Source organism: Falsiruegeria litorea R37 (genome assembly GCF_900172225.1).
Taxonomy (GTDB): domain Bacteria; phylum Pseudomonadota; class Alphaproteobacteria; order Rhodobacterales; family Rhodobacteraceae; genus Falsiruegeria; species Falsiruegeria litorea.
The window spans coordinates 2196704-2220314 of the sequence record NZ_FWFO01000001.1; the positions used below are offsets into that span (position 1 = coordinate 2196704).

Consider the following 23611-nt stretch of genomic DNA (forward strand, 5'->3'; position numbering starts at 1 on the left):
GCACGCAAACGGGAGCAGACGGCATGTGGTCATTCATCGTGGCACTGAGTGTACTGCTTCTCTTCATTGCTGCCGTCTTGTGCGCTGTCCGGGCGGCCCAAACCGCCCGCACGCCGCAAGGGGCGGTGGGATGGGTTGTCTTCCTGCTTGCAGTTCCTTGGGCAGGTGTGCCCCTTTACCTGTTTCTGGGTCACCACCGATTTACCGGCTACCGCGTTGCACGGCGAGAAAGCGAACGTGTGGTGCAAGGGATCAAGGCCTATTCCGAACACATCCGCCCTGCCCCCGAAACCCTGACAATGAATGTCAAACCCTTTGAGGCGATCGCCAACCTTCCGGTTCTTAAGGGTAACGAAGCCAAGTTGCTGGTTGATGGCGAGGCCACGTTTGCCGCGATTTTCGACGCCATTGACGCAGCCCAAGAGTACATCCTCATCCAGTTCTACATTGTGCGCGCCGATGATCTGGGGCTGAGGCTTCAGGCCAAACTGATCGAAGCGGCCAAGCGTGGCGTGAAAGTGCGGTTCATGACCGATGCGGTCGGCAGCTATCACCTGCCCAATTCCTATTACGAGGACATGCGTGATGCAGGCATTGACGTTGTCATGCCGTCAGATCAGCGGGGGCCCAAATACCGGTTCCAACTGAACTATCGCAACCACCGCAAGACCGTTGTCATCGATGGCACCACCGGCTTTATCGGCGGGCACAATGTGGGCGATGAATACCTTGGCCTTGATCCCAAGTTCGGCCGTTGGCGCGACACGCACATGCGCATCAGTGGGCCGATCGTATCCCAACTGCAGTTGATCTTTGTCGAAGACTGGCATTGGGCCCGGGACGAGGACCTGCTTGATGCCCTGAACTGGGCCGCACCGGACGTCGAGGACAATGCAAATGCGGTCATCGTGGCCACCGGTCCGGGTGACACGACCGAGACCGGCTCGATGATGTTCTTTTCCGCCATTGCTGCCGCGCAAGAGCGGATTTGGCTTGCCTCACCCTATTTCGTGCCTGACATCGACGTGATGACCGCGCTGACCAACGCGGCCATGCGCGGCGTCGATGTGCGCCTGCTGGTGCCGGATGTGATCGACCACAAGATGCCCTGGCTCGCCGCATTTGCTTATTTTGACGAGATCATGGAGGCAGGCGTCAAGGTTCATCGCTACACCGATGGCTTCATGCACCAAAAGGCCTTTGTGGTGGATCATACGCTGGCCGCTGTCGGCACCACAAACCTGGACAACCGCTCATTCCGGCTGAATTTCGAAGCAATGGCTTTGTTCTTTGATGCTGACATCGCAGCAGACGTGGATGAGATGTTTCAGGTCGATTTTGAAAACTCGTACGAGTTGGTCAAACCTTTGGCCCTGCAATCGGCCTTTGTCCGCTATGGCGCGCCGCTTGCCCGGCTGGTGTCACCGATCCTTTAGATCTTGCCTTCGTGCTCGAACATGCGGGTCATCATCGCCACCAGATAGGCCGTCGACAGACCAAAGGCCAACAGCCCGGTCACCGCAGCAAAGGCCGCGAAAATGCGCAGGTCCGGCCCCAGCACGATGTCGCCATAACCAAGCGTCGTATAGGTCACGAGCGAGAAATAGATCGCCGAGTTCCAATCCGGCATCACATCGCCAAAGACCCAGGCACCGGCCCAGATCCACACCTGGATGGTGTGTGCCAGTACGATGACACCCAAAGCGCAGGCAATCAGCGTTCCCGCCCGGATCACAACCGAGTTGCGCCTCATCTTGGCCGACAGTTTCTCTAGCCAGACGTTGCAGACCACAAGCAGTGCGATCTCGACAGCAAAACATCCCCCCAAGGTCAAACTGCCCCAAAAGATCTGCTCGGTTAACGTCACTGCGCTGCTCCTGTCGAATTTCCCTTTAGGTGTCGGAAATTTCACCGCGGGTCAATCCGTTGCCCCATGGGTGCGGCGGAAGGTTGCTATCTGCTCCTCCTCACTGGACACCGCTTTGATCCGCGCCACAGTATGGGGTGGAAATGACACCAAAACCGGGACCCCCTCTATGCTGCTGTCCATTGAAAACGTTGACAAAGCCTATCCTGGCGGGCGCCCGGTTCTTTCTGGTGTATCCTTGCAGCTGGACCGGAGCGAGACCTTGGCCCTGACCGGCGACAGCGGCAGCGGCAAAAGCACACTTTTGAACCTGGCCGCGACGTTGGATCATTTCGATGCGGGCGAAATCACGCTGGATCAGACGCGGTATTCAGGGTTGGACGACGCAGGCCGGGCGGCGCTGAGACGATCCCAGGTGGCACTGGTGTTTCAGGCTTTCAACCTGATCCCGTCCCTGACGGTGGCTCAGAACCTGAGTTTTCACGCCCGTCTGGCCGGTGTTCTTGATCCCGCATGGCAAAAGACACTTGCCGAACGGTTGGGCCTGACCGAGTTGCTGGATCGCTTGCCCGAGCAGCTGTCCGGAGGGCAGCAACAGCGTGTCGCTATCGGGCGGGCCATGGCGCTGAAACCGCCGCTGCTGTTGGCAGATGAACCCACAGGCAACCTGGATGAGTTTGCAAGCACAGCCGTCATGGACCTGATGCTGGAACTGGTTCGGGATGCGGGCTCTGCCCTGCTGCTGGTCACCCATTCACCTGCCATCGCCGCCCGCGCGGACCGTCAGGTTCATCTGAGCCAGGGACAGATCGCATGACAGGCGCCGTCCTGCAGGCCATCTGGTCCCACTGGCGGCGCCACCCTCTGCAGTTGGCAACCTTGCTCAGTGGCATTGCGTTGGCCACCGCGCTCTGGTCGGCGGTGCAGGCAATCAACACCGAGGCACGGGCAAACTATGCCAGCGCCACTCAGCAGCTGGCCGCCAGGTCGCTGGATCGGATCGTTGATCCGTCCGGCCCGATGACCCTGTCACAATACCGCATCCTGCGACGCGCCGGGTGGCAAGTGGCCGCCGTGCGCGAAGGACGGATCGCGGTGGCCGGGGGACGGGTCGATCTGTTGGGTGTGGACCTGCTAAGCTATCCAACTCTGCCCGCCATCGCCGAAGCCTCGCAAGTCCAAGGGATCGCGCCTGTTGATGCCCTGTCCGCACCCGGGCGACTGTTTGCGCGCGCGCCTTTGGCCGAGCGATTGAAAGCGACCCCCGGCTTGCCACCTGTTATCGCAAGCGATCAAGTGCCGGTGGGCTCGGTCCTGACCGACATCGGCACCGCCGGAGCGCTGTTGGGACAGCCTGAGCAGATCAGCCATGTGGTTGTTCTGTCAAGCCAACCCAAAGGCGTTCTGCCCCTGGATCAGATCGCACCGGACCTGCGGCGCATTTCGGCCCAGGGTGACGGCGGTATTGCCAGCCTGACCGACAGCTTTCATCTGAACCTGACCGCCTTTGGCTTGCTGTCCTTTGCCGTGGGGCTGTTCATTGTCCACGGCACCGTCGGTCTGGCTTTTGAACAGCGCCGCTCGATGATCCGCACCCTGCGCGCCCTTGGTACCCCCATGCGGACCCTGCGCCGCCTTTTGGTGGTTGAACTGATGGTCCTTGCCCTGATCGGGGGCATCGCTGGTCTGGTTCTGGGGCTCTATATTGCGGGTGCCTTGCTGCCAGACGTCGCGGCCACGCTGCGGGGGCTTTATGGTGCGCCGGTGGACGGGGCTTTGACGATCCGACCGGTATGGGTTGCTTCGGGCCTTGGGATGGCGCTGATTGGAACCACTGCAGCGAGCGGACAGGCGTTTTGGAAGCTCGCGCGCATGCCGCTCTTGTCCACGCCCGGCGCGCGGGCCTGGTCAGGGCACGCCCAAGTGTCCGCAGCACGGCTGGCCTTTGCCGGTTTGGGATTGGCTGGACTGGGCGGGGTCGCCGTTCTGCTGGGTGATGGGTTGATCGCCGGATTTGCGTTGCTGGCCGGTCTGTTGATGGGGGCGGCTTTGTGCCTGCCATTCCTCTTACTGCGCTTGCTGAACCTGGGCGGGCGCACTGCACGCTCAGCGCTGTCTGAATGGGTTTGGGCCGATATGAAAGCACAGCTGCCCGGCTTGTCGCTGGCTCTGATGGCACTGCTGTTGGCAATGGCCGCGAACATCGGCGTCGGCACCATGGTGTCCAGCTTTCGCCTGACCTTTACCGGGTGGCTGGACCAGCGTTTGACTTCTGAATTGTATGTCACTGCGCGGGACGACGTCCAAGGCCGAGAGATTGAACGCTGGCTGAGCCAGCACAGTGAGCGCGTCCTGCCCATTCGCGCGTTGGAAATGGAGCACGAAGGAGCACCGATCTTTGTCTACGGCGTCGTGGATGATCAGACCTATCGCAATCACTGGCCGCTGCTGACCCCGACCAAAGGGGTCTGGGACCGAGTGATGAGGGGCGAGGCGATCCTGATCAACGAGCAAATGGCCCGGCGCAACGATCTCTGGCCCGGTGATACCGTGACACTGCCCTCTGACATCACCTATCCGATCGCAGGTGTCTATTCGGATTACGGCAATCCGACGGCCCAGGCCATTCTGTCAATGGACGAGCTGCCCCGCTTTGGGCTGCCCGTGCCCAATACGCGCTTTGGCATTCGCCTTCCGCCCGACCAAGTTGCCGATGTGGCGCAAGAGCTGCGCGCCGCCTTTGACCTGCCCCCCGGCGCGCTGATTGATCAAGCCAACCTCAAGGCCCGCTCGATCGAGATCTTCGACAAGACCTTTGTTGTGACCGGTGCGCTGAACATCCTGACGCTTGGTGTGGCGGGCTTTGCCATTTTCACCAGCCTCCTGACGCTGTGGACCCAACGCCTGCCTCAGCTGGCCCCGGTCTGGGCCATGGGCATCACGCGCAGACAACTGGCTGGGCTCGAGCTGTTGCGCAGCGTGATCCTGGCGGCGCTGACGACTGCGCTTGCCCTGCCCCTGGGTTTGATGCTGGCCTGGGTGCTGCTGGCGGTGATCAATGTCGAGGCCTTTGGTTGGCGCCTGCCCATGTTCGTCTTCCCTGTTGAATGGGCCAAACTGGGCGCGCTGGCCATGCTCACCGCCTTGGTGGCCGGCCTGCTGCCTGCCCGGCGTCTTTTGCAAGTGCCCCCCTCGGATCTGCTCAAGGTGTTTGCCCATGAACGTTAGAATGATCCTGCTTGTTCTGCTGCTGGCCTGGCCCGGTGTCACAGGCGCCCAGGGTTTTGCCGGTTTGGGAACCGATGCAGAGGGATTTGCGGTACCCGAGCGGGGGACCGAATTGCAATTCCCTCAAGACCACGGTCCCCACCCGGCCTTTCGCATCGAATGGTGGTATGTCACCGCCAACCTCACAGGCGCGGATGGGCGGGACTATGGCATTCAATGGACCCTGTTCCGCAGCGCCCTGCGCCCCTTTGCAAGCGAAGGCTGGCAAAGCCCGCAGCTCTGGATGGGCCACGCGGCAATCACGACACCCGAGGCGCATTTCTTTGACGAACGTTTTGCGCGCGATGGCATTGGGCAGGCCGGTGTCACGGCGCACCCCTTTGAGGCGTGGATCGACGATTGGCAGATGTCCGGCCCCGATTTCGATAACCTAAACCTGCGTGCCAGTGGGTCCGAGTTCACATATGACCTGGACCTCATGGCCACCGGTCCATTGGTGTCCCATGGCGACGGGGGGTATTCGGTCAAATCCGCGGCTGGTCAGGCGAGCTATTACTATTCCCAACCCGCCTATCAGGTCAGCGGCACATTGGACCTGCCGGACGGCCCGATGCCTGTCACAGGCTGGGCCTGGCTGGATCGCGAATGGTCATCTCAGCCGTTGTCCGAGGATCAGACAGGTTGGGACTGGTTCTCTCTCACCTTTGACAGTGGTGCGCGGCTGATGGCGTTTCGGTTGCGGGGAGAAAGCGATCTCTTCACGTCTGGCACCTGGATCACAGCGGACGGCCAGGCAACACCGATTGGAAATGGCAAAGTCACGGCAAAACCGACTCGCTGGGATGAAACAGACGGTCGGCGCATCCCCGTCGCCTGGAGCCTGCATTTGCCGGAACAGGATCTGAACGTGGAAATCACGGCCCTCAATCCCCGGGCTTGGATGGGCACAACATTCGCCTATTGGGAGGGGCCCGTACGTGTTTCGGGCACTCACCAAGGCAAGGGATATCTCGAGATGACAGGCTATGACTAAACCCACCCTGGACACGGCTTGGGCGCAAGCATGGGACATTCTGCAACAAGCGATCGCCGAAGACCGATCGCCCCTGCGCTTTGTCACCTTGGCCACCGTAGACGCCCAAAATGCCCCTCAACTGCGCACCGTGGTGCTGCGAGATCTGGATGCCCGGGCCGCTACGCTGAGCGTCTTTACCGATGCGCGCTCTCACAAAGTTGGTGAGCTTGACACAAATGATGCAGTGTCGCTTCACCTCTGGGCACCAGATCAATTGATACAGCTGCGCCTGTCCGGACAGACCGTCATAACCCAGGGTGAGCCGATGCGTTCAGACTGGCAAAAAGTCCCCGATCACATGCGCGAAGCCTACGGTCATGTTCCATCACCCGGAACGAAAATCGACGCCTCTGACGCATGGACGGTGCAGCCGAACATCGAAAACTTTGCCAAAATCACCGTCACCTTGTCTCAATTCGATATTGTTTGCCTGTCGTCAGACGGGCATTGGCGCGCCGAATTTCTTCGTAAAAACAACTGGAAAGGCGATTGGCTGTCGCCTTGAACTGCTGAATTTCCAAAGTTGACGCAAGGACAGGTTGCAGACAACCGTTGCAACCCGCTCAAGGATTTGGATGATACACGCCCATGAGGACCACAACGGTCCAAACGCCTGCGGCATCAGAATCGCAGGCCAAATAATTGGGAGAGAATGATGAAACTCAAACATCTTCTGGTCGCCGCAAGTGCGACCGCTCTGATGGCGTCTGCCGTTTCGGCAGAAACGCTGCGCTGGGCTCGCGCGGGTGACGCGCTGACTTTGGACCCGCATGCGCAGAACGAAGGCCCGACCTCGGCGCTGGCGCATCAGATCATGGAACCGCTGGTGATGCGCGACATGACCGGGGCGATGGTGCCTGCTCTGGCCACCGAATGGGGCCCGTCCGAGGCCAACCCGAACGTCTGGGTGTTCAAGCTGCGTGAAGGCGTGACCTTCCACGACGGCGCCGAGTTCGACAGCGAAGACGTCGTCTTCTCGCTGAACCGTGCGATGACACCGGACTCGGACTACAAGGAACTTCTGGCTTCGGTCAAAGAAGTGCGCGCCACCGACAAATACACAGTCGAGATCGAGACCGATGGTCCGAACCCGATCATGCCGAACAACCTGACCAACATGTTCATGATGGACAAGGGTTGGGCCGAAGCAAACGGCGCGGTTAAGGTTCAGGACTATGAAGGTGGCGAAGACACATTCGCGGCCAAAAACGCCATGGGAACCGGTCCTTACATGTTGGTGAGCCGTGAACCCGACGTCAAAACCGTCATGAAGATCAACGAGAACTATTGGGGCAAAGATGAGTTCCCAATGCAGGTGACCGAGATCGTCTATACCCCGATCCAGAACGCCGCGACCCGTGTTGCTGCTCTGCTGTCGGGTGAAGTTGATTTCATCCAGGACGTTCCGGTTCAGGATCTCGAGCGTGTGGCGGGTTCCGATGGTCTGGACGTGCGTACCGCGCCCCAGAACCGCGTCATCTTCTTTGGTATGAACCAGGGCGATGCGGACCTGAAGAACGACAACGTCGACGGTAAGAACCCGCTGGCTGATGTCCGCGTGCGTCGCGCGATGTCGATGGCGATCAACCGCGATGCGATCAAACAGGTCGTGATGCGTGGTCAGTCGGCGCCTGCTGGCATGATCTCTCCGCCGTTTGTGAACGGTTGGAACGAGGCGATGGACAGCTCGTCCAAGACCGACATCGAAGGTGCCAAGGCGCTGATGGCCGAAGCAGGCTATGGTGACGGTTTCAGCATCCAGCTGGATTGCCCGAACGACCGCTACATCAACGACGAAGCAATCTGTCAGGCGGCCGTTGGCATGCTGGCGCAGATCGGCGTGACCGTGAACCTGGATGCCAAACCCAAGGCGCAGCACTTCCCGCTGATCAACAACCTGGAAACCGACTTCTACATGCTGGGTTGGGGTGTTCCGACATATGACTCGGAATACATCTTCAACTTCCTGGCACACACCAAGGGTGAGAAGTACGGTTCTTGGAACGGCACCCGCTTCGGCAACGCCGATCTGGACGCCAAGATCGTGGCACTGGCCTCGGAGACCAACCTGCCCAAGCGCAACGAGATGATCAACGAGATCTGGACCGTTGTGCAGGATGAGCAGCTGTACATCCCGATCCACCACCAGGTTCTGAACTGGGGCATGAACTCCAAGGTTGGCACCATCGTGGCACCGGATGACACCGCCAAGTTCAAGTATTTCACTTTGAACTAAGCCATGGCTCACAAGCAACAAAAGGCGGCGCGTTGGGTGCCGCCTTTTTCATTTGGGCCCGCGGGTCATCTGCTCAAATGCGTCTTCCAGTTTGCGAGCAAAGGCGTTGGTGTCGAACAACGGCAGAGCGCCGTTTTGCTGCCCCAACCGCGCGCGCACCCCCTTGTGAAATGCCGCATCCCTGACCATGCGTAACGCCAGCGACAGGTACCCCTCATCGGTTTCAGCGATCAGTTCAGGCAAACCACAGGCCGAAACAAGGCTGGCCCCCACACGGGCGGCAAACTGCTCACCCGGTCGCGTCACCACCGGCACCCCTGCCCAAAGGGCATCGCTGGCCGTGGTGTGCGCGTTCACCGCAAATGTATCCAAAAACAGATCGGCCTGCCGGTGACGCGCCAGATGCTCGGCCGACGGCCAGCGCGGCGCAAAGACAAGGCGCAGCGGATCAATCCCCTGCCCTTGGGCCGCACGGCGCAGATTGTCCCGCGCCATCTCTCCGGGATCAAGCAACCAGAGCACGCTGCCATCAACCTGATGCAGCAACTCCATCCAGATTACAAAGACCCGAGGACAGATCTTGTAAGTGGCGTTGAAACAACAGAATACAAACCCCTCTTCCGGTAGGCCAAGCGCGGCCCGGTCATGGCGTATCTCAGCCACCGGGCGTTGATCGTTGTTGACCTGATAGCTGCCCGGCAGGCGGATCACCTGCTCACTGAACTGCGCCTCGGCCGTCGGCGGGATGGCGATGTGATCACCGATGACATAGTCGATAAACGGCGCACCGGTGCTGCCGGGATAACCCAGCCAAGTCGCCTGCACCGGAGCCGCCCGATGGGCAAAGATGCCAAGGCGGGCGTGCTCTGTGTGCCCTTTGAGGTCGATGGCCAGGTCAAGCCCATCCTCGCGCGCAAGGGCCGCGATCTCTTGATCCGACAGGGCCGCCACATCACGATAGACAGGAACGGCGCTTTGCACCCTTGCCCGCGCTTCGTCCCCGGGCGTGGTATCATAGGCATAAACATGCACCTTCACCCGCGCCTGATCATGCGCCGCAAAGAGCCCCGCCATCAGGTCAAGCGTCGCATGCGCATGGGCGTCGCTGGTGAAATACCCCACCTGCAACACCCCCGCCACGTCGCGCGCGCGGGCAGGCACAGGGTCAGCAACCGCAGGCCAATTGCGCGCCGCATGGGCGGCACTGCGCAGCAGTTGCGCCGCGCCATCGTCCTGCATCGAAAGGCAGACAAAGGGTGCAACCTCACCGCTTATTTCCCCTGCATTCACCCTGTCACGCAGGGCTTGTGCCGTCTCGCTCCAATCTGCGTTTTGCGCCAATAGGAATGCCAGATCGGCCTGAGCCATGACATGGCGAGGATCGCAGGCAAGCACCTGTTTCAACGCCTGGATTGCTGACGCATGCTGCCCGCACCCACGCAAGATTGCCGCGTGCAGGTAAGGCACCTCGGGGGTTTTGTGTCCGGTGGTGAAGGCCTTCGCAACGTGATGCTCGGCCTGTGCCAGATCCCCTGCCGCGCGATAGGCATTTGCCAGATTGAGCCGGGCCAGCCCCTGATCCGGGGCCAGTTGCACGGCCCGCTCCAACGCCTTGACCGCGCCAACCGCGTCACCCAATGCCAAACGCAACGTCCCAAGGTTGTGCCAGGCCGCAAAACACCCCGCATCCAGATCGACAGCTGTTTCGTAGGCCGCTAGTGCCAGCGCATTCTGCCCAAGTTGTTTGCGTGCGTCGCCCATCTCGACCCAGGCAAGCGGCTGATGGCGGTCTTGCCCCAAAACTTGCGTCAAACAGCTCACCGCCGCCTTTGCCCGACCACTGCGCCGGTTGGCACGCGCCAGCATCAAAAGCAGATCCCGATTGCCCGGATGCGCCTTGAGCAACCGCGTGCCCCGTTGCAACACCTCGCGGTTCTGGCCCTTGTTCAGCAAGGAATGGAGTTTGCGCAATTTGGCCACGGGCTGAGCCATCCGGGTCAAAGAAAACTGGTTTTTTGTCAACGCCTGGGTCCTGGTGTCTGTTGGTGATCAAAATACAGTCAGGAACCGTGGGTTCCGCACAGACACAGATAGACAGCAGTCTCCAAGGAATCCTTAACGCAGGTCGGGTGATCCAGCCCGTTGCTTTTCTCGGGAAACGGGTCAAACTGTCTCAGGATGACACAAAAAGAATACTCAGGGAGATTGTCATGTTTCGCGCATTTGCCGTTGGGGCCGCCCTTTTGGCGAGCACCTCATTACACGCAGCCGAGTTCAAATGGGCCTCAACCACCGATCCGCAGACATTGGACCCGCATGCGGTGAATTCGGCCCCGGTGTTGGGCTTTCTCAACAACGTCTACGAAGGGCTGGTGCGGCGCGGCAAGGATATGCGCGTGGAACCGGCACTTGCCACGGCCTGGGAACCCATCGGTGATGGCGCGGGCTGGCGGTTCACCCTACGCCAGGGCGTGACGTTCCAGGACGGCAGCGCCTTTGACGCACAGGATGTGCTGTTTTCGTATCAGCGCGCCTCAAGCGAGGCGGCCGATACGCGCAGCTGGTTTGCGCCCATCTCGGACGTGAAGGTGGTGGATGACTATACCGTCGATTTCCTGACAAACGCGCCCAACCCGCTGTTCCCGTCGTCCATCGCCAACTGGATGATCATGGACAGTGAGTGGGCCGAGGCCAACGAGGCCGCCCTGCCCGACAAGGACAACGGAAACTTTGCGACGCTCAACGCAAACGGGACCGGCGCGTTTCAGGTCACTGCGCGCGAGCCAGGCCTGCGCACCGTACTGGAGCCATTTGATGGCTGGTGGGGCGACGTGGAACACAACATCACCCGTGCCGAGTTTACCCCCATCCAGAACCCCGCCACTGCCGTTGCGGCGCTGTTATCTGGCGATGTGGACATGATCAACCCGGTGCCGATCCAGGACGCCGAACGTCTGTCGACCTCACCCGATGTCACCGTGATCAAGGGGATCGAGGCGCGCGTGATCATGCTGGGCTTTCCGCATGAAGCGGACGTGCTGAAATACGGCGCCGATCAGGGCAAACCCAACCCGTTCCAGGACACCCGCGTGCGCAAGGCGGTGGCCCATGCCATCAGCGTGCCGGCCATCCTGCGCACCATCATGCGCGGCAATGCCGAGGCCGCCTCGCAACTCGTGAGCCCCGCGATGAACGGCTATTCCCGCGTGCTGGCCGAGCGTCCGCCCTTTGACGTGGCCAAAGCCAAAGAGTTGCTGACCGAAGCAGGCTATCCTGACGGGTTCTCATTCGGCCTGAAATGCCCCAACGACCGCTATCTCAATGACGAGGCGGTGTGTCAGGCGGTGGTCAGCATGCTGGCGCAGATCGGGCTGACCGCAGAACTCGACGCCATGCCCGTGCGCACCTACTGGCCCGAACTGCGCGAGGACAACTATGACATGTACCTGCTGGGCTGGTCACCGGGCACCTTTGATGCCGAACATCCGATCCGCTTCCTGGCCACCACACCGAACCCGGACCTCAAACTGGGCAGCTGGAACTTTGGCGGCTTTTCAAATGCGCGGGTGGACGAGCTGCTGCCGCTGATCCAGTCCGAGATCAATCCCGAGACCCGGCAAGCCCTGCTGGATGAGGTGGTCAAGATCCTGCAGGACGAACAGGCCTATGTGACCTTGTATGTGCAACCGCTTGTCTGGGGCACAGGCAAGAACATCGAGCTGACACAACGCCCCGACAACTTCTTTATCCTGCGGTGGGTCACGGTGAACTGAAGCAACTTTCCCGAGAGAAAAACCGACCCCAACCGGGGCGGTTTCTTCGGGCGATAAACAGTTCGGTCTCAATTTGGGTACTCTGGCAGCGTTTTCTATCTCATGAGGGAAGGAATGTCTTTTTTGAGCCCTTCTTTACCGACGCTGCGCTCTGCACCAGCGGCAGGAATGCCAACCTTGCAGACGCCTGATGCCAAACTAAAATGTCCGGGCCGGGTCCAACGACACCGAACGAGCCCAAGAAACTCTTGTCAAACGTGCAGGGCGCTTTTCCGAACGGGCATTCCATGCCAACGTGATCCGTAAGGATTTCAGGGAGGGACAATTGATGCGTCCGACACGTTTGCTTTGCGTCATCACGTGCTCGCTCATTGCGAGCGGTGCAACCGCACAAGACGCGGATAGGATCTTCTCGAATGGAAATATCTACACGGTCAATACCGACGCCCCTTGGGCCGAAGCCGTCGCAATTCGTGATGGAAAGTTCGTTGCGGTGGGTACCAATGAAAACGCGATGGCGCTCGCCGGAAGCGGATCGGATGTGGTCGATCTCGGCGGTCGGTTCGTGCTTCCAGGGTTGGTCGATGCGCACACACACGGCATCACTGCCCTGTACTCCCGCCAAAATTGGCTGGTTCTCGATAACAGCTCCCCGGAAGCCCTGCTGCAATCCGTCAAGGACTATGCGGACGCTAATCCCGACAAGGAGTGGATTACCGGCGAGACCTGGCCGCCCGGAATGTTCCCAAACGACGCACCCGAGGCCTCGCTTCTGGATGACATTGTTCCGAACAGACCAGTTTATCTTGTAGATCAATCCGGTCACAGCGCATGGATGAACACCAAGGCGCTGGAGCTCATGGGCTTCAACGATCCCGATCTTGAGCTTGATCCCAGAGCGGTTATTGTCCGGGACGAGAATGGCAATCCTACCGGCACCGTTCGAGAGTTCGCCATGGGGTATGCCCGCCAGTTCTTGCCGGAACGCACCTTGGAAGAGTGGACGAACGCGTCGCGTGCGATGATGGCAGATTATCATTCGAACGGATTTACCGCGACTCGGCTCGCTGGCGGCGATCTTGATCGGCTTGAAGCGCTTAGAACTCTGGAGGCGGCGGGCGATCTCGGGATGTATATCAGTGTCGCAATGGACTACGACCGTTTCGACGAGTTCGGAACCAAGGAAGAACAGCTCGCCGCGCTGCGACAGTCACCGGATTACGGGAGTGAGCTGATCGGTCCGATGGGTCTTAAGATGTTTCTGGATGGAACCCAGCTGGGACGTCAGGCATGGAACTTTGACGCCTATCCCGGCTTCCCTGACAATTTCGGTGATCAGTTTTACGAAGATGACGAATTGAACCGTCTCGTAGACGAACTCACCGGTGAAGGCTTTTTTGTCATGGCACACGCAACGGGTGACCGCGCAGTGAACCAGATCCTGAACGCGATTGAGGCGGCCCAAACCAATCATCCAGACGCAACGGTTCGACATCATCCCACGCACAATATTCAGATCTCAGTTGATGACATACCGCGTTTTGCAGAACTTGGAGTTGCTGCGGAACTTTCCCCACAGCTTCAGGTGACCGAAGAACTGAATAACACAATCGTGGGCTTGCTCGGCGAGGCCATCGCCCGGTCTCGGCTTTGGCAGGCCCGCCGGTTGATCGACGGTGGCAACGAGTTGGCGCTGGCAAGCGATTGGACGGTGTCGCCGTTGTCGCCCTGGCTAGGTATCGAACAGGTGGTGACACGGCGCTTCGCTCCAGTGACTGCAATCACAATGGAAGAGGCCATACGCGCCTATAGCTACGGCGGGGCACATGCGATCCAGAAAGAGGACCAGATCGGCTCCATTGAAGTTGGGAAGTCGGCGGACATGATCGTCCTCAGCCAAGATCTTTTTCAGCTTGAGCAAGAGGGGCGTCTCGAAGAGATAAGCGAAACTCGCGTCCTCACCACGGTTTTCAGGGGTGACACCGTCTATCAAGAGTAGCGGAATGCGGATTATGCCGAGCAAGTGCCAAATGGCAGGAAAACGCAAACTGCGGACGCTGTAAGTAAGGCGATGAACGGCGGCAAAATCCCGCTTACGCGACATTCCCCGCCCCCTTCCCCTGCGACAACTTGACCATCCCCTCGCATCCTGCAAAGAGGGGGTATCAAAGCGTTTCAATCCGTGAACCAAATGGCGTGATCCTGTCACGCTTCGCAAAAAGGGCCGCAACAGACGGCATGGACCGGGTTCGAGACGCGCAAGGGGAAAAACTATGCTCGCATACATCATCCGGCGGGTGTTCCAATCCGTCATCGTTTTGTTGGTGGTGGGGTTGGTCGCCTTTTCCATGTTCCGATTTGTCGGTGATCCCATCGACAACATGCTGGGACAGGAACGCACCCAAGCCGACATCGACCGTCTGCGCACGGATCTGGGGCTCGATCAGCCCTTTCCGGTGCAGTACTTCAAATTCCTGCAAGGCGCCGTTCAAGGCAACTTTGGCGTGTCCTACCGTCAGGGTCGCCCGGTTTCGACAATCATCGCCGAACGGGCACCGGCCACGTTGGAACTGGCGCTTGTGTCAGGGTTCTTTGCAATCACCTTGGGCATCGCGCTTGGGGTATTCACTGCGATCCGACGAAACGGGATCGCGGCCAATACGATCATGACGCTCAGTTTGATAGGCGTCTCACTACCGACCTTCCTCATAGGCATCTTACTCATATACATATTCTCGGTGGAACTGGACCTCCTCCCCAGTTTCGGCAGGGGGGACACAGTGCAGATTGGGGGCTGGTCCACAGGTTTCCTGACGGCATCGGGCCTCAAGGCGCTGATCTTGCCGTCAATCACGCTTGGCCTTTACCAGATGACGCTGATCATGCGTCTGGTCCGGTCCGAGATGCTTGAGGTGCTGCGCGCCGACTATGTCCGCTTTGCCCGCGCGCGCGGGTTGGCGGAACGCGCCATCAATTTCCGCCACGCGCTGAAAAACACTCTGGTACCGGTGATCACCGTCACGGGGCTACAACTCGGCTCGATCATCGCGTTCGCGATCATCACCGAGACCGTGTTCCAGTGGCCCGGTGTTGGCCTGCTGTTCATCAACGCGATCCAGTTTGTCGACATCCCCGTGATGGCCGCCTACCTGATGCTGATTTCCGTGATGTTCGTGGGCATCAACCTGATCGTCGACCTTCTTTACTTTGCCATCGACCCGCGCCTGCGCGTGGATGGGAGGACCGCATGAGCGATATGACCAAAGACCCCGCAACCAAGCCGCCGTCGCGCTTGGCCACCTTCTGGGACAGCGATTTTGTCTGGTCCTTCCGCCATTCGCCGGTGGCGATGATCGCCCTGCTGGTGGTGGCGATCCTGCTGCTGGCTGCGCTTTTTGCGCCGCTGATCGCGCCGCATGATCCGTTCAACCCGGCCACCCTGAACCTGATGAACGGGTTTACCGCCCCGGGCGTGCCCAATGCGTTCACTCAGGAGACATTCTTGCTGGGAACAGATGATCAGGGCCGCGATGTGTTCTCGACCATCCTTTATGGTCTGCGCATCTCGCTCTTTGTGGGCATCTCGGCCGTGCTTTTGGCGATGATCATCGGCGTGGTTCTGGGCCTTGTCGCCGCGTATGTCGGCGGCTGGACCGAGACCATCATCATGCGTGTCGCCGACGTGCAGCTGACCTTTCCGGCTATTCTGGTCGCGATGCTGATCTTTGGCATCGCCAAGGGGATCACCCCGCCCGAGTATCGCAATGAAATGGCGATCTGGGTGCTGATTGTGGCGATTGCCCTGTCGGACTGGGTGCAGTTCGCCCGCGTTGTGCGCGGTGCGGCGCTTGTGGAGAAGAACAAGGAATACGTTCAGGCCGCGCGTCTGATCGGCCGTGGCCCCATTCCGATCATGTTCCGCCACATGTTGCCCAACGTGCTGTCACCGGTGTTGGTCATCTCGACCATCTCGCTGGCACTCGCGATCATCGCCGAGGCAACGCTCAGCTTTCTGGGCGTGGGTGCACCGCCGACGCAGCCGTCGCTGGGTACACTGATCCGCATCGGTCAGGGGTACTTGTTCTCAGGTGAATGGTGGATCCTGCTGTTCCCCTCGATCACCCTGCTGGCCCTCGCCCTGTCCATCAACCTGCTCGGAGACTGGCTCCGGGACGCATTGAATCCGAAGCTACGATGACCCTGCTTGATATCAACAAACTGACGGTCGAGTTTCCGACCCGTCGCAAGGTGTTCCGCGCTGTCGATGCAGCGTCGCTCACCGTCGAACCCGGTCAGATCCATGGTCTGGTCGGGGAATCCGGGGCCGGCAAGTCCACCATCGGCGCTGCCGTTCTGGGCCTGCTGGAACGTCCCGGCCACATCACCGGGGGTGATATCGTCTTTCAGGGCGAGACTATTAGTGGCCTGAATGCCGATGCCATGCGCAAGCTGCGCGGCAAGAAGATCTCTATGATCTTTCAGGACCCGCTAACCTCTCTCAACCCGCTGTTCACAGTCAAGGAACAGCTGGTCGAGACCATTCAGGCGCATCACGATGTATCGGATGCTCAGGCTGTGCAACGCGCCCGTGATCTGATCGACCGTGTTGGAATCCCCGACCCGGACACCCGGCTGGATCAGTACCCACACCAGTTCTCGGGCGGTATGCGTCAGCGGGTGGTGATTGCGCTCGCCTTGTGTTCCGAACCGGATGTGATCATCGCCGATGAGCCCACCACCGCACTGGACGTGTCCGTTCAGGCGCAGATCCTGGACCTGATCAAGGAGCTGGCGCGCGAACGGCAGGTGGGCGTCATTCTGGTTACGCACGACATGGGTGTGATTGCGGAAACCACCGATGTGGTGACGGTAATGTATGCCGGTGAAGTGGTCGAAAGCGGCCCCACCGAGCAGGTGATGGGCCGCCCTGAGCATCCTTACACAAAATCGCTCATCGCTGCTGTGCCACGCCCGACGCTCAAGCTGCACCGCTTCCCGCAGATCAGCTATGGCGGGCGCGAGACGCGCTTTGCGATCGAGGATCTGGCTCGTAACTGGCCTAAGGTGGAAAACGATCCGTCAAAGCCGCTTTATGAGATCAAGGGCATCACCAAGCGGTTCCTGCAAAAACGCGGCTTGCTGCCGTGGAGCCGAGAGTATTTCACGGCCGTGGATCAGGTCAGCTTTGACATCAAACCCGGTGAGGTCTTTGGCGTCGTGGGTGAGTCTGGTTCAGGTAAATCCACCGTCGCGCGGATGATCGCGGGGCTTTATCAGGTGGATGAGGGCGAGGTCATCTTTGATGGCAAGACCGTCAGCAACCTGGGTGACAAAGCCGTGCAAGAGGCCTATCGCCAGGACATCCAGATGATCTTTCAGGACCCTTTTTCGTCGCTCAACCCGCGCATGCGGGTCGATGAAATTGTGGCCGAACCGATCCGGCATCACAAGCTGATGGAGGGCAACGCCATCCAGAAACGGGTCGAGGATCTGCTCGATCAGGTGGGTCTGGGCGCATCGGCGGCGCTGAAGTACCCGCATGAATTCTCAGGCGGGCAGCGTCAGCGCATCTCGATCGCGCGGGCCTTGGCAACGCAGCCTCGGTTCCTGATCTGTGACGAGCCGACCAGTGCGCTCGATGTGTCGATCCAGGCACAGATCCTGAACATCCTCAAGGACCTGCAAGAGCATCTGGGACTGACCATGCTGTTCATCAGCCACGACCTGCCAGTTGTACGTCAGATGTGCGACCGGGTGGCAGTGATGAAGGCAGGCAAGATTGCCGAGATTCAGGACACGGAAAGCCTCTTTGCCAATCCGCAAACGGAGTATACGCGCGAGTTGCTGGATTTGATGCCGAAGCTGGACGATCTCTCGACGGAAAACCTCGAGTAAATCCCGTCACCAGACAAAACAAAGCCCCGCCCGACAAGACATCGGGCGGGGCTTTTTAATTTGAAAGGCTCAGCGAACCACGTAGACGGACACCTGCGAGTGGCGCACGACACGCGCCGCGTTGGGACCCAGCAGATAGTCTTTGAAGTCCGGCTTGTGGGCCCCGATCACGATCAGATCGGCACCTGCGCCTTCGGCCGTTTTCAGGATTTCCTGATAGGCTGTGCCTGTGGCGACAACGTGACGAATTTCTTCGTTTCGATCCTCGCCCAGGGTGTCGATGCACAGGCGTTGCAACTGCTCCCCGGCCTCATGCACCGCCTTTTCGTGGTGATCAGCCTCAAAGAACCCCGACACCCAGCTTTCGCCGAAATCAGGCAGCACCGTCACGACATCCAGCCGCGCCCCGTCCATGTCCGCCAGTTTGGCGGCACGGGCCAGGACAGGTCCGTCATGTTCACCGTTGCTGATGTCGATTGCACAAAGAATGGACTTGCTCATGCGGGTTCTCCTTCTTTGGCGGCGCGGCCGCGTTGCAGCATTGCGATCAACCCCAGCAGGATCAGTGCCGGGATGTAGACCAGCTCTTTCAACGGCTGCTCTGCAGGCGCCTGGATCGAGGCGATCTGAACCGGGTCATCGGCGTAGAAGTCAAAGGATTCCAGGCTCGATGCCACGGGCGAGCCAAACATAGGCTCATCCAGTTTCACCACACCATCCTCTTCCAACAGCAGCAGGCCGAACGCATCGACGCGGGCTGCGCCATCCGCTTCGGGTCCCACGGTCAGCACCAAAGTTGTCTCCTTGGTGTTGCCAGTGTCGAAATCCGGGCCACTAACGACCATTCGGATCTCCTTGCCCTCCTCAGAGTCTCCCACCGCTTGCACGAACGCTGCCGGTTCGATATTTTCGAACGCAGGCGAGATGCGGTTCATGAAGAAGTCCGGGCGGAACAGAGCAAAGGCCACCAGGATCAGAGCGATGCTTTCATAGATGCGGCTCTTGGTCAGGAAATAGCCCATCGTACCGGCCGTGAAGACAAGGATCGCGATCGTCGCGGCTATGGCCACGATTATCCCTTGCGTCCACGTCACATCAATCAGCAACAGATCGGTGTTGAAGATGAACACAAACGGCAGGGCCACGGTGCGAAGCGAGTAGAAAAAGGCGATGAAGCCTGTCTTGATCGCGTCACCCCCGGATACAGCGGCGGCTGCGAAACTTGCCAAGCCCACGGGGGGCGTCACATCCGCCATGATCCCGAAGTAGAACACAAACAGGTGCACCGCGATCAGTGGCACGATCAGCCCTGACTGCGCGCCCAGTTCCACAACAACGCCGGCCATCAGCGAGCTGACAACGATGTAGTTCGCCGTGGTCGGCAAACCCATGCCCAGAACAAGGCTGAGCAGACCCACCATCACCAGCATGAGGATCAGATTGCCGCCCGACATGAACTCGACCAGATCGGCCATCACCTGACCCACACCCGTCAGGGTCACAGTACCCACGATCACGCCCGCCGTGGCCGTGGCCAAGGCGATACCGATCATGTTGCGTGCGCCGTCAATCAGGCCTTGCCACAGGTCGCCAACTCCGTCCATAAATGTCGCGCCCATGTTGGTCTGACCCCGGAACATCGCCTTGAGCGGTTTCTGTGTCAGCAGGATCACGAACAGCAGTGCCGTCGCCCAGAAGGCTGAGAGCCCCGGAGATTTCTGCTCGATCATCAGGAAGTAGACCAGAACGATGATCGGCAGCAGATAGTGCAAACCGGCCTTGTAGATTTCGGACACCACAGGCAGTTCGACCTCTTTGGCGTTCGGATCATCCGGTACCAGATCATCAACGCCCGAGGCGAGCCACAGAAGCGCCATATAGGCCAGAACGATCAGTGCAGACAGAACCAGCCCCGAGGCACCCGGCATCATCGATATGACAAACTGCACAGGGTACTGAACGCCGTAACAAAGACCCGCAAAACCCGCGAAGAACAACGCCATTCCGCCGATTGTACGACCCATCGACACGACCCGGTTGCCCAGAGTCGGCATATTCCGCTTCACCGCTTCCAGATGCACGATGTAGACCAGTGCGATGTAGGAAATCGCCGCAGGCAGGAAGGCGTGGGTGATCACCTCGACATAGGAAATGCCGACGTATTCCACCATCAGAAAGGCCGCCGCGCCCATGACGGGCGGCATGATCTGACCGTTGACCGAGGATGCAACCTCGACCGAGCCTGCCTGTTCGCTGGAAAAGCCCACCCGCTTCATCAGCGGAATGGTGAAGGTGCCGGTGGTCACAACGTTTGCGATGGACGAACCCGAGATCAGACCGGTCGCAGCCGACCCCACAACGGCGGCTTTCGCGGGGCCACCGCGCAGGTGACCAAGAGCACCGAACGCCATCTTGATAAAGTAGTTCCCTGCCCCGGCCTTATCCAGCAGCGCGCCGAACAGGACGAAGAGGAAGACGAATTTGGTCGAAACACCCAAGGCGATGCCAAACACGCCCTCGGAGGTGATCCACATGTGGCTCATTGCCTTTTTCAGGCTGGCGCCTTTCCATTGGATGACTTCTGGGACCCAACTGGATGAGCCGAAAAAGACATAGGCCAGGAAGATCGTCGCAATGATAGCCATCGCCGGGCCAAGTGCACGGCGCGCGGCCTCAAACAGCAGGATCAGACCGGCAAGCGCAAACCACTTGTCCAAGTCATCGGCAAGTCCGCCGGAATCCACGATTTTTTGATAGAAGATATAGCCATAGAGCGCGATGCCTGCCCCTACGATGCCAAACAACCAGTCGTGGATCGGAATATAGTTCCGCGGGCTGGTTTTCAGCATCGGATAGGCTGCAAACGCCAGGAACATGGCAAAAGCCAGATGGATCTGGCGTGAATTGTTAACAACGCTGCCGGGTAGAAGAACGTTCGACAATGGCGAGGCCAATACGACCTGGAACACGGACCAGATCACGGCCACAATGGCCAGGAACAGCCCCACATTGCCAGCCGGATCACGGGCGCCCGCATCAGACGATGCGACCAGATCCTGCAGTTCTTCTTCGGTAAGCGGACGATTGCCCTGAGTGACACCCTGAGTTTCTGGGGCCATAGATCATCTCCCTGTCCAACCGCCTCGTGTCAGACCAACCTGACCGGGCAGTTTCTTTTTTTGGCCCGGGACCTGCCCGGGTGTGAAACGAGGCGCTCGTTGGCGCCTCGTTCCTTTGGCTTTGGTGGATTATTCCATCCAGCCCTTTTCTTTGTAGTACTTCGCGGCACCGGGGTGCAGCGGAGCGGACAGGCCGTCCTTGATCATCTCTTCGGGCTTCAGGTTGCCGAACGCGGGGTGCAGCTTTTTGAAGGCGTCAAAGTTTTCGAACACCCCCGACACCAGTGCATAAACCGCGTCGTCCGACACGTTGGCCGAGGTCACAAGGGTTGCGCCCACACCAAATGTCTTGGTGTCATCCGGGTTACCGCGATAGGTGCCGCCCACGATGGTGGCCTTGCGATAGAACGAGTTTTCGTCAACCAGACGGTCGATGCCCGCGCCATCCACGTTCACCAGAACCGAGTCACAGGCGGTGGTGGCTTCCTGGATCGAACCGGACGGGTGGCCAACGGTGTAAACCATGGCGTCGATCTGGTTGTCGCACAAAGCAGCCGACTGTTCCGCCGCCTTCAGCTCGGTTGCCAGAGCAAAATCGCTCATGCCCCAACCCTTGGCGTTCATCACAACTTCCATGGTGCCGCGCTGACCGGAACCGGGGTTGCCAATGTTCACGCGCTTGCCTTTGAGGTCGTCAAAGTTGGCGATGCCAGCATCCGCGCGGGCAACAACGGTGAAGGGCTCGGGGTGAACCGAGAAGACCGCGCGCAGGTCTTCGAACTTGCCGGCATCCTGGAATTTCGAGCTGCCGTTATAGGCGTGGAACTGCCAGTCGGACTGTGCCACACCAAACTCCAGCTCGCCTTCGCGGATGGTGTTGATGTTGTAAACCGAACCACCGGTGGATTCGACCGAGCAGCGCACGCCGTGCTCTTTACGGCCCTTGTTCACCAGACGGCAGATCGCACCACCGGTCGGGTAATACACGCCGGTCACGCCGCCGGTGCCGATGGTGATGAACTCTTCGGCGAAGGCTGCCGGAGCCATCATTGCGGTCGCCGCCAGAGCAGTCAGGCTCAGCTTGCTGTAACGTTTCATTTAAGAACTCCCAGTTTCTTTTTCGCTCTCGGGAGGTCCTCGTAATGGTTTTCGATCCATAGACACAAGCCCACACTTTCGTGTGAGCCACCTGCAACAGGTCAAAATATAAGAACTTTTTTCTCTCCCGATACAAACAGGGTTTCACCCGTGCCCGCGACTTGTCAAGGCTCAACAAGAGACTGCAGGGACGCTCGGCGTTGGATTCTTCAAAACTGAAGGCAAAATCCGAAATTTCCCCGCAGTCACTGCGCGACTGCTAAACGTGTTAATCAGACGCCTTTGCCCGGGCTTCCATTTCTCGGATCAACGCCCGTGCTTCGTCACCTTCGGGAATCGGTCTGCCGCTGTCACGCCATTCCACGGCGGCCTTGAACCCCTCGGCTTGGGCATAGCGGCGGAACCAGAGCCCTTCGGGATTGTGCCGCGTGATGCCATCAAAGACGGTCGCCATCATCTGTGTTTGTTCCAAACCCATGGTCAGCATCACCTGATTGACCACCATTTTGTGCATCGCCAGATGGCCCGAGGGGACGCCAGCGATCCGGCGCGCCATTTTCATGGTCTCAGCCTCCAGCTGGTCAACAGTTACGGAATAATTCGCCAGCCCCCATTCGGCCGCCTGTTTGCCGCTGATCAAGTTGCCGGTGAACATCATCTCTTTCGCCCGCGTCGGGCCCAGACGATAGGTCCACATCGCCGTTGTGGGACAGCCCCAGACGCGCGTCGGCATGTATCCGATGCGAGCATCATCCGCCATTATCAGCATATCGCAGCACAAGGCGATGTCGCTGCCGCCGGCCGCTGCGGCGCCATGCACTTTTGCAATGGTGGGTTTGCGGCATTTCCAGAGTGTCATGAAGTCTTCGGTGTTCTTCTTCATCACCGCGTAATCCGCGATCGGGTCCCAGGGATAGCTTTCCTGCTGACACGGGTGGTCGATGTCCTGCTCGGCATAGGCCGACAGATCATAGCCGCCACAGAACCCTTTACCTGCCCCTTCGACCACGATGACATGCACCTGCTCGTTGTTTTCTGCCCATTCAACGGCCGCGCGAATGTCGCCCGGTGTTTCATCACAAATCGCATTCAACCGTTCGGGCCGGTTCAACAACAGGCGCGCAATGCGGGGCTCATCCGGATCATGGTCAATTTTCAGGGTGGTGAATTCAGGCATCTCGTCTCTCTCCTCCGGGTGAATGCGTGGCCATGGTTCGGTGAGCTTTACGGCGGGTCAATGGGGACATGGCGGAACACACCACACGACCCGACGTCACAACGCTCGGCGGCTTTGCCGCAGGTGGGCCGCTTGACCCGACC

Annotated in this window: 17 protein-coding genes; 11 read left to right on the forward strand and 6 right to left on the reverse strand. The window is 59.5% G+C overall.

Annotated features, from left to right (window positions below):
• The first annotated feature begins 23 nt into the window (after nucleotides 1–23).
• Nucleotides 24–1436 carry a cardiolipin synthase gene (gene cls, locus TRL7639_RS10750; RefSeq protein WP_085795671.1) on the forward strand — a complete coding sequence of 471 codons (1413 nt, stop codon included), beginning with the start codon at nucleotides 24–26 and terminating at the stop codon, nucleotides 1434–1436.
• On the opposite strand, the gene TRL7639_RS10755 is transcribed toward cls, so the two are convergent.
• Entirely contained in the window at nucleotides 1433–1867 is a 435-nt protein-coding gene (locus TRL7639_RS10755; protein ID WP_085795672.1) for a potassium channel family protein, read from the reverse strand. The genes cls and TRL7639_RS10755 overlap by 4 nt on opposite strands.
• A gap of 169 nt (nucleotides 1868–2036) precedes the next feature.
• Between TRL7639_RS10755 and TRL7639_RS10760 the strand changes: the two genes are divergently transcribed.
• From TRL7639_RS10760 to TRL7639_RS10780, 5 genes are all read left to right on the forward strand, one after another.
• On the forward strand, nucleotides 2037–2684 hold the full coding sequence (locus TRL7639_RS10760; RefSeq protein WP_207559655.1) for an ABC transporter ATP-binding protein: 648 nt from the start codon (nucleotides 2037–2039) through the stop codon (nucleotides 2682–2684).
• A complete protein-coding gene (locus TRL7639_RS10765; RefSeq protein WP_085795673.1) occupies nucleotides 2681–5095 on the forward strand; it encodes an FtsX-like permease family protein in 2415 nt (804 codons plus the stop codon). The genes TRL7639_RS10760 and TRL7639_RS10765 overlap by 4 nt, the downstream gene beginning before the upstream one ends.
• The gene (locus TRL7639_RS10770; protein ID WP_085795674.1) at nucleotides 5085–6128 is read left to right on the forward strand and encodes a lipocalin-like domain-containing protein; all 1044 of its coding nucleotides are present in this window, start codon (nucleotides 5085–5087) and stop codon (nucleotides 6126–6128) included. The genes TRL7639_RS10765 and TRL7639_RS10770 overlap by 11 nt, the downstream gene beginning before the upstream one ends.
• Nucleotides 6121–6675 (forward strand): pyridoxamine 5'-phosphate oxidase family protein, encoded by a 555-nt coding sequence (locus tag TRL7639_RS10775; RefSeq protein ID WP_085795675.1) that lies wholly within the window; start codon nucleotides 6121–6123, stop codon nucleotides 6673–6675. Before TRL7639_RS10770 ends, TRL7639_RS10775 begins: the two co-directional genes overlap by 8 nt.
• 150 nt (nucleotides 6676–6825) lie before the next feature.
• The gene (locus tag TRL7639_RS10780) at nucleotides 6826–8406 is read left to right on the forward strand and encodes an ABC transporter substrate-binding protein (RefSeq protein ID WP_085796377.1); all 1581 of its coding nucleotides are present in this window, start codon (nucleotides 6826–6828) and stop codon (nucleotides 8404–8406) included.
• 48 nt (nucleotides 8407–8454) lie between these two features.
• Here TRL7639_RS10780 and TRL7639_RS10785 read toward each other — a convergent pair whose 3' ends face one another.
• The gene (locus TRL7639_RS10785) at nucleotides 8455–10398 is read right to left on the reverse strand and encodes an O-linked N-acetylglucosamine transferase, SPINDLY family protein (protein ID WP_085795676.1); all 1944 of its coding nucleotides are present in this window, start codon (nucleotides 10396–10398) and stop codon (nucleotides 8455–8457) included.
• A 218-nt stretch (nucleotides 10399–10616) separates the two neighbouring features.
• Between TRL7639_RS10785 and TRL7639_RS10790 the strand changes: the two genes are divergently transcribed.
• The 5 genes from TRL7639_RS10790 to TRL7639_RS10810 all read left to right on the forward strand — a co-directional run bounded on the left by TRL7639_RS10790 (nucleotide 10617) and on the right by TRL7639_RS10810 (nucleotide 18074).
• Nucleotides 10617–12179, forward strand: coding sequence for an ABC transporter substrate-binding protein (locus tag TRL7639_RS10790; protein WP_085795677.1), 1563 nt, complete (start codon nucleotides 10617–10619; stop codon nucleotides 12177–12179).
• 328 nt (nucleotides 12180–12507) lie between these two features.
• A complete protein-coding gene (locus TRL7639_RS10795; protein ID WP_085795678.1) occupies nucleotides 12508–14178 on the forward strand; it encodes an amidohydrolase in 1671 nt (556 codons plus the stop codon).
• Between the two features lie 274 nt (nucleotides 14179–14452).
• Entirely contained in the window at nucleotides 14453–15430 is a 978-nt protein-coding gene (locus tag TRL7639_RS10800; RefSeq protein WP_085795679.1) for an ABC transporter permease, read from the forward strand.
• A 5-nt stretch (nucleotides 15431–15435) separates the two neighbouring features.
• Complete coding sequence (locus tag TRL7639_RS10805) at nucleotides 15436–16377, forward strand: ABC transporter permease (RefSeq protein ID WP_370808947.1); 942 nt, start codon at nucleotides 15436–15438, stop codon at nucleotides 16375–16377.
• Nucleotides 16374–18074 (forward strand): ABC transporter ATP-binding protein, encoded by a 1701-nt coding sequence (locus TRL7639_RS10810; protein WP_085795681.1) that lies wholly within the window; start codon nucleotides 16374–16376, stop codon nucleotides 18072–18074. Before TRL7639_RS10805 ends, TRL7639_RS10810 begins: the two co-directional genes overlap by 4 nt.
• A gap of 69 nt (nucleotides 18075–18143) precedes the next feature.
• On the opposite strand, the gene TRL7639_RS10815 is transcribed toward TRL7639_RS10810, so the two are convergent.
• From TRL7639_RS10815 to TRL7639_RS10830, 4 genes are all read right to left on the reverse strand, one after another.
• Nucleotides 18144–18575, reverse strand: coding sequence for a universal stress protein (locus tag TRL7639_RS10815; protein WP_085795682.1), 432 nt, complete (start codon nucleotides 18573–18575; stop codon nucleotides 18144–18146).
• Nucleotides 18572–21193: a TRAP transporter permease gene (locus TRL7639_RS10820; RefSeq protein WP_085795683.1), complete on the reverse strand. Its 2622-nt coding sequence runs from the start codon at nucleotides 21191–21193 to the stop codon at nucleotides 18572–18574. Before TRL7639_RS10820 ends, TRL7639_RS10815 begins: the two co-directional genes overlap by 4 nt.
• A 129-nt stretch (nucleotides 21194–21322) precedes the next feature.
• Nucleotides 21323–22291: a TAXI family TRAP transporter solute-binding subunit gene (locus TRL7639_RS10825; protein WP_085795684.1), complete on the reverse strand. Its 969-nt coding sequence runs from the start codon at nucleotides 22289–22291 to the stop codon at nucleotides 21323–21325.
• Between the two features lie 268 nt (nucleotides 22292–22559).
• A complete protein-coding gene (locus tag TRL7639_RS10830; RefSeq protein ID WP_085795685.1) occupies nucleotides 22560–23468 on the reverse strand; it encodes a crotonase/enoyl-CoA hydratase family protein in 909 nt (302 codons plus the stop codon).
• Nucleotides 23469–23611: the final 143 nt, after the last annotated feature.